Source organism: Microcosmobacter mediterraneus (genome assembly GCF_031846265.1).
Lineage (GTDB): Bacteria > Bacteroidota > Bacteroidia > Flavobacteriales > Flavobacteriaceae > Microcosmobacter > Microcosmobacter mediterraneus.
In genome coordinates this window covers 279,022-292,426 of the sequence record NZ_JAVRIA010000003.1, presented here as the reverse complement: position 1 = coordinate 292,426, position 13,405 = coordinate 279,022, and the positions used below count along the sequence as shown (strand labels likewise).

General features: G+C 32.0%; 15 protein-coding genes. 2 read left to right on the top strand and 13 right to left on the bottom strand.

Annotated features, from left to right (window positions below; translation table 11 throughout):
• The first annotated feature begins 4 nt into the window (after positions 1-4).
• Positions 5-844, top strand: a complete 840-nt coding sequence (locus RM697_RS07745; protein WP_311427295.1) for a pseudouridine synthase — start codon at positions 5-7, stop codon at positions 842-844.
• Between the two features lie 69 nt (positions 845-913).
• Here the strand turns inward: RM697_RS07745 and RM697_RS07740 are convergent, their stop codons facing one another.
• From RM697_RS07740 to RM697_RS07705, 8 genes are all read right to left on the bottom strand, one after another.
• A complete protein-coding gene (locus RM697_RS07740) occupies positions 914-1,657 on the bottom strand; it encodes an SGNH/GDSL hydrolase family protein (protein WP_311427294.1) in 744 nt (247 codons plus the stop codon).
• 155 nt (positions 1,658-1,812) lie between these two features.
• Positions 1,813-2,562, bottom strand: a complete 750-nt coding sequence (locus tag RM697_RS07735) for a DUF6090 family protein (protein ID WP_311427293.1) — start codon at positions 2,560-2,562, stop codon at positions 1,813-1,815.
• A gap of 190 nt (positions 2,563-2,752) precedes the next feature.
• Complete coding sequence (locus RM697_RS07730) at positions 2,753-3,685, bottom strand: toxin-antitoxin system YwqK family antitoxin (protein WP_311427292.1); 933 nt, start codon at positions 3,683-3,685, stop codon at positions 2,753-2,755.
• A gap of 154 nt (positions 3,686-3,839) precedes the next feature.
• Positions 3,840-4,247, bottom strand: coding sequence for a hypothetical protein (locus RM697_RS07725; protein ID WP_311427291.1), 408 nt, complete (start codon positions 4,245-4,247; stop codon positions 3,840-3,842).
• Positions 4,216-4,515 carry a hypothetical protein gene (locus RM697_RS07720; RefSeq protein WP_311427290.1) on the bottom strand — a complete coding sequence of 100 codons (300 nt, stop codon included), beginning with the start codon at positions 4,513-4,515 and terminating at the stop codon, positions 4,216-4,218. Before RM697_RS07720 ends, RM697_RS07725 begins: the two co-directional genes overlap by 32 nt.
• Positions 4,516-4,604: 89 nt before the next feature.
• Positions 4,605-5,516 carry a transglutaminase domain-containing protein gene (locus RM697_RS07715; protein WP_311427396.1) on the bottom strand — a complete coding sequence of 304 codons (912 nt, stop codon included), beginning with the start codon at positions 5,514-5,516 and terminating at the stop codon, positions 4,605-4,607.
• Positions 5,517-5,637: 121 nt separating this feature from the next.
• Positions 5,638-6,051: a carboxypeptidase-like regulatory domain-containing protein gene (locus RM697_RS07710; RefSeq protein WP_311427289.1), complete on the bottom strand. Its 414-nt coding sequence runs from the start codon at positions 6,049-6,051 to the stop codon at positions 5,638-5,640.
• Between the two features lie 192 nt (positions 6,052-6,243).
• Positions 6,244-7,011, bottom strand: a complete 768-nt coding sequence (locus RM697_RS07705; RefSeq protein ID WP_311427288.1) for a hypothetical protein — start codon at positions 7,009-7,011, stop codon at positions 6,244-6,246.
• 104 nt (positions 7,012-7,115) lie between these two features.
• Between RM697_RS07705 and RM697_RS07700 the strand changes: the two genes are divergently transcribed.
• Positions 7,116-7,424, top strand: coding sequence for a hypothetical protein (locus RM697_RS07700; protein WP_311427287.1), 309 nt, complete (start codon positions 7,116-7,118; stop codon positions 7,422-7,424).
• 22 nt (positions 7,425-7,446) lie between these two features.
• Here the strand turns inward: RM697_RS07700 and RM697_RS07695 are convergent, their stop codons facing one another.
• Genes RM697_RS07695 through RM697_RS07675 form a run of 5 tightly spaced genes read right to left on the bottom strand, consistent with a single transcriptional unit; the run spans position 7,447 to position 13,403 of the window.
• A complete protein-coding gene (locus RM697_RS07695) occupies positions 7,447-8,871 on the bottom strand; it encodes an MptA/MptB family glycosyltransferase (protein WP_311427286.1) in 1,425 nt (474 codons plus the stop codon).
• A complete protein-coding gene (locus RM697_RS07690) occupies positions 8,871-10,361 on the bottom strand; it encodes a cellulose synthase family protein (RefSeq protein ID WP_311427285.1) in 1,491 nt (496 codons plus the stop codon). Before RM697_RS07690 ends, RM697_RS07695 begins: the two co-directional genes overlap by 1 nt.
• A complete protein-coding gene (locus RM697_RS07685; protein ID WP_311427284.1) occupies positions 10,361-11,056 on the bottom strand; it encodes a glycosyltransferase family 2 protein in 696 nt (231 codons plus the stop codon). Before RM697_RS07685 ends, RM697_RS07690 begins: the two co-directional genes overlap by 1 nt.
• Positions 11,056-11,814, bottom strand: coding sequence for a toxin-antitoxin system YwqK family antitoxin (locus RM697_RS07680; RefSeq protein ID WP_311427283.1), 759 nt, complete (start codon positions 11,812-11,814; stop codon positions 11,056-11,058). The genes RM697_RS07685 and RM697_RS07680 overlap by 1 nt, the downstream gene beginning before the upstream one ends.
• The gene (locus tag RM697_RS07675) at positions 11,814-13,403 is read right to left on the bottom strand and encodes a 4Fe-4S binding protein (protein ID WP_311427282.1); all 1,590 of its coding nucleotides are present in this window, start codon (positions 13,401-13,403) and stop codon (positions 11,814-11,816) included. Before RM697_RS07675 ends, RM697_RS07680 begins: the two co-directional genes overlap by 1 nt.
• Positions 13,404-13,405 lie beyond the last annotated feature (2 nt).

Below are 13,405 nucleotides of genomic sequence, written 5' to 3'. Positions count from 1 at the left end.
GATTATGAGTCGACAACAAGGCAATAGAGGAAAGAAAAAATCTACAAATAAACCCACTGGAGAACGAAAAGGGAAATCGTTTTCAAGGCAACATTCGCAGTCTAAAAAGAAAGCTGTCCCAAAAAAGCCATCCAACCCTGATGAAATTCGTTTAAATAAATATATTGCCAATTCTGGCATTTGCTCGCGACGTGAAGCTGATGAAAACATTGCTATTGGGCTAATTACTGTAAATGGTAAAGTGATTACAGAAATGGGTTACAAAGTAAAGCGTGACGATGAAGTACGTTTTGATGGTCAGCGTATTACACCAGAGAAAAAAGTATATGTTTTGCTTAATAAACCCAAAGGTTTTGCCACTACAACAAGTGAAACTAAAGGGAGAACAGTTATGGATTTAGTAGCTAATGCTACGAATGCTAACATAAAACCAATAGGAAGACTCGGTAGAAACTCTACAGGTCTTTTATTGTTTACCAATGATGATAGTGTGGTTAAAAAGTTTGTAAATTCTAAAACAGGTGTTGCTCGTTTGTTTCATATTGAGTTAGATAAGAATTTAAAATATGAAGATTTTAAAAGCATACAAGAAGGCTTTAAGATTCAAGGAAAAGAGGTGTCTGTAGAGGAGATTAGTTTTATAGAAGGTGCTTCAAAAAAAGAAGTTGGTTTAAAAATAAAGAATACAGGAAATACTATAATACGTACTATTTTTGAACATTTTAAATACGATCTTGTAAAAATAGATTGTGTTGCTATAGCTCACTTAACCAAAAAAGATGTACCAAGAGGTCATTGGAAACATTTAACTACACAAGAGGTAAATACCTTGCAGATGTTATAAGGTTATACTAACTCTTTACTTTTACAGTGTATGTAATAACGAATTACACACATTGTTAGGCACAGTTTTTTATAAATTTTGAATCACCTTAAGACAAAAGGTAATATCTAAAGAATTTTCCCTAAAAAGCATAACTTCCTTTCCATCTGAATCGTTTATAAAAAACCTGTCTGGTAGATTTTTAGGTAGTTCTCCCGAAAGAGTGTTTACAAATCCACAAGCCGTTAAAAATGCTCCTAAATCTGATGGATGACTACCATCAGATGTAAACAATCCAATATCTGGTCTTAATGTTTTAGCCAATTTCCAGGCTTCTCCAACCATTACAAGTCCGCAATCATTTTCTTTTGATGCTTGTTGATACGTTTCTGTTATTGTTTCTTGATATTGTGGAATTTTTTGTGGTGCCCAAGTGACATATAAGTACGGTTTTGCACCAGAGGCTTTAACTAGGTCAGATAGCTTTTTAGAGTACATGAGAAATTCTTCCTTTTCCTTAACAGCTTCCTTACTTTGTCCTTGTAATACAACAATATCGTATTTTCCACTGCTTATTGCTTCTTTTGATTTAAGCCCTTTGTTGCCATACCAATGGTCGCTTAATTTAGCTCCACCAGCAGTGCTTTTAGAGGTTATTAATTTAACTTTAGTACTGTCTGAAATCAGAGAAACAAGATGAGGCATATTAGAATAGTATGTATAGCTGTTTCCAACAAATAAAACACTTAGGGTATCTTTTTTAACTTGGGCTAAACATTGATTTGTTATTCCAATAAAGAAAATTATAAAAAATAAGTGCTTAATAAATTTCATGTATGTTTTTTTAATTGTGCCTAACGTGCACTTGTATGGTTTGTTGCGGAAATATCCGTGAGGATTTTCCCGCTGTATTGAGTTTTATTAAAGGTATGAATTTTTATTTTGCTTAACCAGATTAGCAATTAATTATACACGTTGTTGTGCTTTCGTTATTTTGATAATTTCAATTCATTATTTAACTCTTCCAGTAACTCATTACCTCTTTTCAAAATCTGCGCTCCAAACATTCTTCTATAAGTATTGCAGTTTGAATTGGTGAATCTGTAAAATTTGTATAACGACATAAATTCTGAGGAATTTGGATCTCCAATCCAAGCGTCCTTTAGTTTCCCATTATATGCTCCATTAGAATTGCGTAAAAGTTCTAACTGATATATAACAGTGTTTTCACTTAGTTTGATTGACACATCATTTATTTTCTTAAGGGCATATAGTCTAGATTCAATAAGTGTATAGTATTTGGCAATTTTATCTTTGAGTTTATCATTTTTTAAGGTGTAAAGACTGCCAGTGTTTAACATCTCTTCATAAACACTTTTACTTATTTCCCAATCACCCCATTGAAAAGTGAATAAAGAATCTACTAAAAGTAAATCATTATAGTTTTTTGCATCATAAAACTTCAAAAGTGCTTTATCCGAGTTAGATTCATAAGCAGTTCGAATGGAATCTTGCTTTTGAAAGTAAACGATATCTGATTCGATACTCTTACTTAATTCATTTAAAAATGTATATTCTTTGGTGTTATTCAATCTTTCATCCTTCCAATTATTAATTTGTAATGCAATCAAAATTCCAATTACAACAAGAATGATTTCTCCCAAAGCATATTTAAGATACTTGCCAGTTTTTCCTTCTGAGAGTAAATTTTGTCTAATTTTTCTAAAGAATTTTATCATTGGTTAGTTGTTTCCCGAAAGTTAGTATAATTATTTAATTCCGACGGAGTGAGAGATAATGAAGCACAACGGTCTCGGCTATGATTTCGGCGTGGAATAAGTCGGAGACTTTTCCGCAGTAGAAATCAGCCGATTTAAAGTTAGTGTTTTTTTCTTTTTATTTATTCAGCACGCTGAATTATAGCCATTGTTAGCTGTTGTTTTGTTTCAACTTTCTCTTTACCAAGAAAACAGTTAGAATGAAAATTATAAAAAGGAAGATCCACCATTTATAAATTTTCAAATATCCCATAATATGATTCTTGGTCTCAACTAGATTTCCACTTTCGTCATAATGTTTGAACTTTCCAATCTTTACACCCTTTTTATAATTCCCTTCTTCCTTTATCTTATGATTTGGATGAAATCTTTTCCAATATCCGTCTTCAACTGCTTTGTAAGGAGAATCGTCCATCGGCAATATTGGTATTTTATAAATCCAGCTTTTTAGTACTTGAGTATAACAATTTCTGTGTAATTCATCTTTAGGAGAAAATATAGGTTTCAAGCATTTCTCTGCCCTCTTGTAAGACCAATCTTTGTTCAAAATGACAGCAATTATTTTTCGCTCAAAAATAATCTCCGCCTCTATTGGGTAGTCTGGATCATTTTTCTCCCTAACTACTAAAAATTTATAGAGATCTTTTTTTATCATCCAGTACCTTTTGACATTTGTAGAAGTGATTTTATAAGTAGTGTCCCTTTGATATAATTCCTTTATTCTAGTCTTACCAACTGTAAATTCTTGAAAATTTCCAATCGAACCTTTAAATGGTGGAAAGAGTATAATTTTATCTACTATTTCTTCCGTTTTTTGGTCCATTTGAAAAACTATTCCTAGCTCTTTAATCCAAATTGAATTTCGGTCTGAATAGAAATCACTGCAGGTTATAGTATGTGGACAATCTCTTGTCAACGTGTCTCTAACCGTGAAGTTTTTGTAAATATTCCTAATGTCTGGTCTCGTAGAATATCCAAATTCAATCTTGTCTAAAGATTTCCCTGAAACAATAGAGTTTTCTTGAGACCACGTCTCTACGAAGAATAATGTGCAGAATAAAATGAGTAAGTATGATTTAGTCATTTTTCAGGAATTACAGCTAACGGTCTAGGCTATGAGTAGTTGCGTGGTTTAGCACTTAACTTTGCAAGTACACACCAAGCTGAAAATCCGCGAGGATTTTCAGAAGTAGGCGAGAACGAGCAATTACTTATAGCCATTGTTGTAGCACGTTTTTTTAGTTTATTTTTTCGTTTTCCAACTCCGCAAACTTTTGTTTGTCCGTTGGTTTAATATCAACTATTTCAAATCGATTTTTGTCTAATTTGTCAAAATCAACTTGACTTAAATAAAGGTCTACTACTTTTCTGTCAATCATTATTTTTCCTCCACCAGCCCAATGACGGTCAGTTCCGTTTTTCTTAACTCCAGAAATCCAATATTCGTCTCCATTTTCTAGGTCGTAGAAATTTCCAGCAATTCCTTGCGCATTAGAGTTTTTTAGAGCTTTTCCATTAAAATAGACAGTTCTACCTGATTTTGAAAATTCAGCCATTCCAATCCAAGCAGGTCCATTATCTCCAAATCCACTTTTTAATTCTATATATTTTAATTCAGGTTTCATTTTTTGAGTATATTTTTCCAACTGTTAGATTTGGGTTCCAATTTCTTAAGTCATCTATTTCCTGGTCATTTGTGCTTTCAATCATAACTCCAACATTTGGTTTTCCTTCCGAAACTCTCATTCCAGCATCAATTCCCTTTATTTTTCGTTCCATTCGCTGTCCATTGAAGTCAAATCTGATAAAATCACCTGTCATAAATTCTCCATCTAAAATGAATCCAGCAAATACAATTCCTCTTCCAGTAATTCTGAAAGTGTCGTGAATTTGATATGTTGCTATATGTTTCATCAAATGTGCTACAACTCGTTATATGAGAACTAATATACTCCTTTTTGGGTACTATTTCCAGGATAATAGAAACTCTAGGTCTATATTATTTACTTAATTACTTTTACAGTATAAGTTATAATAAGTTGATCTTTTAAATACAAATGCACATCGTAAAAACCACGTGTTTTAAATTTATGGTTTATGGTTAGATAGTTATGTACTATAGACACTTCTGTAGGCGAAACCTTTCTGCTGTTTATACCACTATCTATTAACAATATTACATCTTGTTTATTTACCAATTTTCTAAGAGTATACTTAAACATTATAGATTGCTCTTCTTTAATTATATGATGCATCACTTTAGGTGTATTGATATTTTTAAGATATCTATACGTATTTCCATAGAGTATAGGAGATTCTAAAAAGGATTTAAATGTTAATGTACTATCGGTTAATTGCCATTTTTGCTCCTCTGGGAAATGATTTACTGAAAACAACTCTGGGTTTGCCAAAAAATAACCATCATTATAGTAAAATGTAAAAGCTCCTGTCTCTAAGTTTGGTATTCCGCTAGACCAAGTAGGATCACATAAGTACCATGTATTATTTAGCTTAATTGCATTCCATGAATGGTTAGGTGAGTCGTCTTCATTAATTTCAATTGTACTGGTTTTTCCAAAACCATGTATTATCTGACATTCCAAATTAGCCAGTTTAGAGAGCTCTCTAACAAGATAAGCATAACCTGTACAAATGGTTTTTTTATCCTTGAGTAGTTTTTTAAACAACCGTTTTTTAAATCGACTGTTCCAAGCGTTTAGTTTTAGGCTGTCATTTTTGTATCGATAACGCTTGCGTTTATTTCTATAATACAAGCCATAGTCATTAGCAATATTTAAACACACCCATTTGTAAATAGCTCTAAAGCGCTCTACATCTGTACTAAGCTGTGATGTTAGTTTATAAGTAAGTTCTGGTAAGTTTGTTAGTGTTTCATTTTTGTATACAGAGGCTATACTATCTGCAGTTTTAAAACTGATATGTTTAAAATCGGATTTTTGCGCTTCTGCAAGTTGTACAAATACAAAGAGCCATAAGTAAAATATGGCTCTAATACATGTAGTATGGTAATTTGCTTTAATGTCGACGTTTAGATTTATAAGGTTTGTCGGAGGCTGGTGCTCCCATCATTTCTATAAGATCTTCTGTAAGCGTTAATCTTATAAAAGTGGAGTCACTTTTAATTTTTATTTCATGATTTTCATAGCCTAAGTAACTAAACACTAAAACGTCACCTACTGCTAAAGTTTTTGGGAAAGTAAATTCGCCTTTGCTATCAGTAATTGCTCCTGTTTTAGTGCCTTTGAGTACAATATTTACACCTGGTAATGGACCACTCTCATCACTTACAATACCTTTTACAGTAACTTGTGCAGAAGCAGAATTCTGAGCATAAATAGGATTAAAAGCCAAAAGGCCAATCATAATAAAACTAATAAAGCTTAAAGCTTTAACGTTGATGTTCTGGGTTTGCGCTAGTAGTGTTTTCATAATTATAAATATTTTGTTTACCTCTAAACTAGTATTCCATTATCGTATTATAAAATACTAATGAGTTAATAACCACTTTGATTGAGTAAACGTGTTTTTTTGTTTAGTTAAGATAATTCTTTCAAATCCTCATTAACAGACTACTAAGGTAGTAAAAACGAGGTAAGATTTGAATTTAGAAATGTTAAGATTCTAGGACTTATCATTTGGCAATTCTTTTGCGATTAGTTGTTGTAAATCTTGTGAGGCTTTTATTATGCCTTTTAATTTTCCGGAGATTAACAGGCTATGATTACTAGCATACTCTACAAAATTAATGAAGTCTAAATAGGCTTTAGATTTAGGATTAAATATCCAAGGGTTGTCATTAATAGCTTCTGTTGGGTTTATCTTGTATAGGTGATTGAAATTAGCCCAGCCACTTTCATAACATATTTCTTTTAAATGTATGACTTCGTTACTATAAGTTAAATTATAAAAGGATTCTCTATCGCAAAGTTGATAATAAAGCTGTATGGAAGTTACTAAGCTATCAGAACCTAAAGCATAAAGACTCCCTGTGTTTTTTAATTCTTCAAACACAGATGTGTTTAAATTAAATGTATTTATATAGAAGATTTGATTACTTACTAGGAAATCAAGATTTTCACGCTCAACACCATTATCTAAGATTTTCATTATACTGTCTGTGTAGATAAAACGATACTTAAAACCACCTTCATTAATAGAGTCTAATAAAGCACAACGCTCAATGTTTAGATCTAACTCTCTAGATAGTTTAACTAATAAATCGTAATTTCTATTAGTGTTAATACGTTCCGTATTCCAATTGCTTATCGCTAATGCGATTAAAATACCAATGACTACAAGGATAATTTCGCCTAAAGCATATTTAAAGTATTTGCTTGTTTTGTTCTGCTCCATGAGGTTGTATCGTATTCTACGAAAAAATTTTAGCATTAAAAATGTGTTATTTAGCTAAAGATATAATAATAATTATTTTATGTCTTTGTAATGTTTTTGTTTGTACTTTAGTTATGCTATTAATATAACCTACTAACACTATGAAAGATAATAAGAAGCGAGTTATTGTTGATTTTAAAAAGTTAACACCAGAAATTTTAGCCATGCTTGTAGAAAAATATCCAGATGGCTATGACGACGATCATATTATTACCTTTAGAAACGCAAAAAACGAGTTAATTGAAGCTGTTGAGGTATCTACAGAAGATACCAAGTATTTGGTTAAAGTAAGCACAAAATTAGAGACTACAATGGAAAACTACGATGAGGATGATTATGAAGATTTTGATGATGATGATCCTATTGCAGTTAAAGACCCTGAAGTTTCTGATCTACCAGATGATGATTAAAACTTGTTTTAAAAATAAACAGCTACTCAAGAGGTAGTTTTTTTCTTAGTATTACCTCCCAAAAAAAGGCTGTAAATATCACGATATATTCTACAGAAATAATCCAGAGGTTTTCAGATTTGTCCATGGTATTAATGTTTATATAAGCGAGGTAACTAAGTATAATTATAAAACTCCAAACAACAGGGAATTTATAGTTTGTAAATATACTGAGTAACAATGGTGTTGCTATATACCATGGATGAACTGTGGTGCTAAAAAAGAGATAAATCGTTATCGATAATAGCATATAAGTTACAAGAGTATTAGCCTCACCTTTATTTTTCTTGAAGGTCAAGACTAAAATATAGGTTACTACTAAAACAGGTAGGATTTTTCCAATAATTGCAATTTCATTATAACCAGTAATGGCATAACCTATAGCTCTTGCTATGTAGTAAATACTCGCATTAAATTCAAAGTTATTAAACCAAAGGCCAACCGTTTTTGTATAGTTATTAATAAATTCTGAATTAAAAAAAGGAAGGAAAAATGAGAGTGTGGTTATGCCAACTATGGAGTAAAACCAAAATAATTTAGTAAAATTATTAGGTCTCGACTCCGCTCGACCTGACAATTCTTTAATCTTTATTATTTGATTGTCGCCTCGAGCGCAGTCGAGAGGTCTTTTCATAAACCATTTATAAAACAATGGTAAAAACATTAAAGGAATAAGCTTAACTGAAATAGAACAAGCAAAGACAGCGGCAGCCCATTTCCATTTCTTAGAATACAATAAGTACATACTCCAGACTAAAAAGAACAACATCACACCTTCAAAATGTAGATTTCCTGTAAGTTCAATAATAATGAAAGGATTTAGGATATACCAAAAGATGTTTTTTATTGGTAGGTTTAATTTTTCTAGTAGTTTTTTACCAAAATAAAGTGTACCAATATCTGCAACAATAATTATAACTCGTAATACAATAGCAGACCCTAAAATACTCTTACCAGAAATTAATGCAGCAATAGCAAAACACAACTGCTTTATTGGAGGATAATTGGTAAAATGACTGCCATTGAGTTGTCCCATAGCATTGTATAACTCCTTAGCTTGTGATATAGGGAATTCATTTTTGGTAATGAAAGACTCTGGTGTGTAGAGGTATGGGTTAAATCCTTCCAAAAGCATTCTACCATCCCAAATAAAGCGATAAAAATCTTGAGATAGATTGGGAATAGCTATCAAAAAAACTAACCTTGTTAGAATTGCAATACTAACAAGAAGCCTAAAATTTGTTTTGGTATAACGAAGTAAAACAACAAACAACCCAAATAGTGCTGAGTAAAGCAGTAGCAATTTTTCATACTGAATGCGTTCTAAATCATAAGCAAATAAAAAATATAAGAATAGACTAACAAAAGTAAGTAGGAGAGGTGCTTTATGAAGCTTCCAAAAAAGCATTATACTTTCGAGGATAAGGATTTAAAAAACACATATCCAAATCCTAGAAATAGCATAAGATGAAACGGGAATAATCCAAAATCACCACCTTGGTCACCAACAACAAAAGCGCTGTACAAACCAAAGGCAAAATAAAGCATTAATGCACCTTCAATAATAACATTTAGTGATAGCTTCTTTCTTAAGTATTTATTGCCTTTCCAAGAATCTTTTAAGGATTTTATATTAAATTTTGGTGTACGAACAAATTCACTACGTTTACCAATATGACCTTCTAAAACTGCTATTGAGTTGTGCAATGAAAAGCCCATAGCTATGGAGAAAAATGTAAAAAACATACCTATATAGCCAAAGAAATTTTTAAAACCATCTCCATAGGTTCGTTTATACATAAACCAATAGCAAATAAAGAAAATTACGGTACTTACTACAAAAAAGCTCATAATATAAAAGTAATAGCGCAAATGTGCATATTCGTTTTTTATATATAGCATAGGAATACTTAAAACAGCAACCACAAACACACTTAAAAACATAGAACTATTGAGTAAATGAAGCATGCCATGAATTTTTGTTTTCACAGAAATGTTTTTAGACTTAATAATACGCCAAAGCATTTTTCTAAAATTTTCAGCACCACCTTTATTCCATCGGAACTGTTGAGAACGAGCTGCGCTGATTACAACAGGTAATTCAGCAGGTGTTTCTACATCTTCTAGATATTTGAATTTCCAGTTTTTTAATTGCGCTCTATAACTTAAGTCTAAATCTTCTGTGAGTGTATCGCCTTCCCAGTTTCCTGCATCAATAATACAGTCTTTACGCCAAATACCAGCTGTTCCGTTAAAGTTTATAAAATGTCCTTTACTGTTTCGTCCTACTTGCTCTAAGGTAAAATGCGCATCTAAAGCAAAGGCTTGTATTTTTGTTAGTAAAGAATAATTTCTATTAATATGTCCCCATCGTGTTTGTACAACGCCAATCTCATTATCTTTAAAAAAAGGGATGGTGCGTTTTAGCCAGTCTTTTTGTGGTAAAAAGTCAGCATCAAAAATTGCAATAAATTCACCTTTTGCAACTTCCAAACCTTCTTTTAAAGCACCAGCTTTAAAGCCTTGACGATTAGTTCGGGTAATATGCTTAATGTCTAAACCTCTGGCCTGCAGTTGGGCAATGTGTGTAGCAGTGGTTTCAACAGTTTCATCTGTTGAGTCATCTAAGACTTGTATTTCTAGTTTTCCTTCAGGATATTCTAGTTCAGCAATGTTATCCAACAAACGCTCCATAACATAGAGTTCATTGAACACAGGTAGTTGAATAGTTACATAAGGTGTTTCGTCAGACTTTGTTAAATCAAATTTTGGCGAATCCTTTTGTTTTTTATGCGACGATAAGTAATTAAACAGTAAGTTAAGCTGCGCTAAAGAGTACATAAAAATGAGTACAATAGCTAAGGTGTATATAACTAAAATTACTGTTTCCAGAATCATTACTTAAAACTGTATTTAAAAATCCAACCAAGAATTTTTACGCCTGCAAAGATAGAACCTTTTACGGTTCCTGAAACTTTTGAGACACCAATTCTGTTTCTGTAGTTAACAGGGATTTCTCTATAACTCAGTTTTTGTTTTAACGCTTTTAATTGCATTTCTACTGTCCAGCCATAGGTTTTATCTTCCATTTTTAAATCTAAGAGCTTGTCATATTTAATTGCTCTAAAAGGCCCTAGATCAGTGAAGGTTGACTTAAAAAATAATCGCATTAAGAACGTTGCTAACCAGTTGCCGAAGACTTGCTGAGGTGTCATAGAGCCTTGTTCTCTGAGATCTTTAGTTCTTGCCCCAACGACAAAATCAATATTGTCCTCAATAATAGGCTTAACGATTTTGGTTAGCTCTTCAGGATAATCGCTATAATCTCCATCTAAAAATACTATGATATCTGGTCTTTCTGTATAGTCAAAACTAGCAATGTATTCCATGCCTTTTAAACAAGCATAGCCATAGCCTTTTTGGTGTTCTAATAAAACAGTCGCTCCTGCTTTTCTAGCATTTTCTTCGGTGTTATCAATGGAGTTATTACTCACTACAACTACCTCATTTACTATTTTAGGAATATCTTTTATAACAAGAGAAATCGATTCTTCTTCGTTATAAGCAGGAATTATGACTACAATTCTGGTCATTAACTTCTTAAATCAGATAATTTATTATCGCGTTTGAAAGATTTTAAATCTGTCCATTCTTTAATTCGTTTTCCGTTGCTATACTTTACGGCAGAAGTTAGCTTTTCATCAGTATACATTAAACAGAAACCATTTTTTTTATTGTTGCTAAGTTGGCACTTATGATTAATTTTTTCATTAGCGTCATAAAATAACCACCAGTTTTGTTTTTTACCGTCTTTAAAATGACCTTCTGATACCTTTTTACCATCGGAACTGTAAAATTGCCAATAGCTAGTGAATTTTCCTAGTTTAAATTTACCTTCTTTTTCTAATTGTCCATTTTTGTAGTAAAATTTCCAGTATCCTATTGCTTTATCATTTTTGAAATCGCCTTCTTTTTCTAGTTTAGAATTAACATAATAGAAGTTCCAATGTCCAGATTTTTGATTATTGTGATAGTATCCTTCTTCAATTAATTGTGCATTTTCGTAGATTTTCCAGAAGTCAATTTTACTGTCATTATTAAAATGGCCTTCTTTAATTAATTGACCTTTATCATCATAAAAACTCCAAAATCCATCCTTTTTATTGGCTTTAAAATGACCTTCACTTGATAATGTTCCATTACTATGATAGAATTTCCAATAATCAATCTTTTCGTTATTTTCTAACCAACCTTCGGATTGGAGATTGCCATTTTGATCTGTATTTTTTTGATATTGTTTTTGACCAAAGGCAAATGTTGAAGCTAAAACTAAAAGAATTATGAATCGCATTATTTTTTATTTACAAGTTCCATTAGGTCAACATCGTTTCCTAACAGCACTTCTGTCGGATTAATACGATCATCCATACGATCATTCTCTAATTTTAATACACCTCTTGGGCAAACAGCAGAACAAATACCACATCCAACACAACTAGAGCGCACAATGTTTTCACCTTTTTGAGCATAGGCTCTAACATCAATTCCCATTTCACAATAGGTGGAGCAATTTCCGCAGGATATGCATTGTCCGCCATTTGTAGTGATTCTGAATTTTGAAAACAAACGTTGTTGAAATCCTAAAATAGCTGCCATAGGACAGCCAAATCGACACCAAGCTCTACTTCCTAAAATTGGATAAAACCCTGTGCCAATAACGCCTGAAAATATAGAACCAATGTAAAAACCATATGCTGAACGTAATGAACCACTTTTAATAAAAAAGACTTCGTTAGTGGTACCTGTAAAATGAAGTATTAATAATAATGCTATTACGGCAAAGAAGCCAATGGCACCATATCTTGCATCTTTACCTAGTTCTTTTCTTTTAAAAAGCATAACTAGACTGAATACAAGGGATAAAAAACCTATAGTTGACCAAATAAATAGATCTCTTGTTAGCCAAAAATCATTTTTGTCATAACCTAAATAGGTGTATACCATAGCTATTGTCATAACTACTGAGAATACCAAAACAGTATGAATTAACCAGCGTTCTAATTTCCAAGCCGACTGCTTTTTAGACGATAGTTGTCTAAAAGAATCACCTGCTGTTTCTGCTAATCCACCACAACCACAAACCCAAGAGCAATACCAACGTTTTCCGAATTTATAGGTTAGTATAGGTGTTAAAATAAATATAGATGCAATACCAAATAGTATTAAAGCTAAACCAATATTTCCATTAGATAAGAAACCATTAACAGACCACTCATCAAAAATATAATAGTTAAGAGGCCAAATGCTTTTTAAATCATAGTAAGGTAAACCAGAGTTAAGGCGATACATAAACTCAGGTATTAAAAAGGCAAATGCCAATTGAAAGAACATTACTGATACAGTTCTAACTTGTTGATAACGGTTGTGTCTATACTTTAAAATGAATTTATAACCAAAAGCTAAAATAGCAACAGTGTATAGCGAACCATAAACAAACCATTGGCTCGCATTACGCCCACTAAGTAATTGACTTAAAGGGTCGAAAAGACTTATTAAGCCAGTATTTGCTAGCCCTTCTGAACCAAGACCTAATAGATGAGGATAGAAATACAGTACAATATAAAATGCTGTAAGTAAAACACCTGTAATCCAACCTAAAGTGCCTCGAGACGAGATAGATTTAAACCAAACACCATCATTTTTAATGCCTTCAAGCTTTGTTAAATAAGCATTGTTTGCATAAATAACTGTTCCTGTTGTGATTAAGCCTAACGCTAATGTTAAGAAAATTCCTTTATTAGTAAAATCAGTATTGAATAATGCTAGCGTTAAGATAAATAACCCTAACGTTCCTAAACCAATAGCAATTTTTTGCTTAGTTGATAAATCTTGAGCATCTGGTTTTGCTAAAGACATACTATGATTTAATTTGTTACTCATAA

Excerpts from the sequence above, each read along its gene's own strand:
- RM697_RS07745 (WP_311427295.1), top strand. The coding sequence starts at position 5 with ATGAGTCGACAACAAGGCAATAGAGGAAAGAAAAAATCTACAAATAAA.
- RM697_RS07740 (WP_311427294.1), bottom strand. The coding sequence starts at position 1,657 with ATGAAATTTATTAAGCACTTATTTTTTATAATTTTCTTTATTGGAATA.
- RM697_RS07735 (WP_311427293.1), bottom strand. The coding sequence starts at position 2,562 with ATGATAAAATTCTTTAGAAAAATTAGACAAAATTTACTCTCAGAAGGA.
- RM697_RS07730 (WP_311427292.1), bottom strand. The coding sequence starts at position 3,685 with ATGACTAAATCATACTTACTCATTTTATTCTGCACATTATTCTTCGTA.
- RM697_RS07720 (WP_311427290.1), bottom strand. The coding sequence starts at position 4,515 with ATGAAACATATAGCAACATATCAAATTCACGACACTTTCAGAATTACT.
- RM697_RS07710 (WP_311427289.1), bottom strand. The coding sequence starts at position 6,051 with ATGAAAACACTACTAGCGCAAACCCAGAACATCAACGTTAAAGCTTTA.
- RM697_RS07705 (WP_311427288.1), bottom strand. The coding sequence starts at position 7,011 with ATGCTAAAATTTTTTCGTAGAATACGATACAACCTCATGGAGCAGAAC.
- RM697_RS07700 (WP_311427287.1), top strand. The coding sequence starts at position 7,116 with ATGAAAGATAATAAGAAGCGAGTTATTGTTGATTTTAAAAAGTTAACA.
- RM697_RS07695 (WP_311427286.1), bottom strand. The coding sequence starts at position 8,871 with ATGCTTTTTTGGAAGCTTCATAAAGCACCTCTCCTACTTACTTTTGTT.
- RM697_RS07690 (WP_311427285.1), bottom strand. The coding sequence starts at position 10,361 with ATGATTCTGGAAACAGTAATTTTAGTTATATACACCTTAGCTATTGTA.
- RM697_RS07685 (WP_311427284.1), bottom strand. The coding sequence starts at position 11,056 with ATGACCAGAATTGTAGTCATAATTCCTGCTTATAACGAAGAAGAATCG.
- RM697_RS07680 (WP_311427283.1), bottom strand. The coding sequence starts at position 11,814 with ATGCGATTCATAATTCTTTTAGTTTTAGCTTCAACATTTGCCTTTGGT.
- RM697_RS07675 (WP_311427282.1), bottom strand. The coding sequence starts at position 13,403 with ATGAGTAACAAATTAAATCATAGTATGTCTTTAGCAAAACCAGATGCT.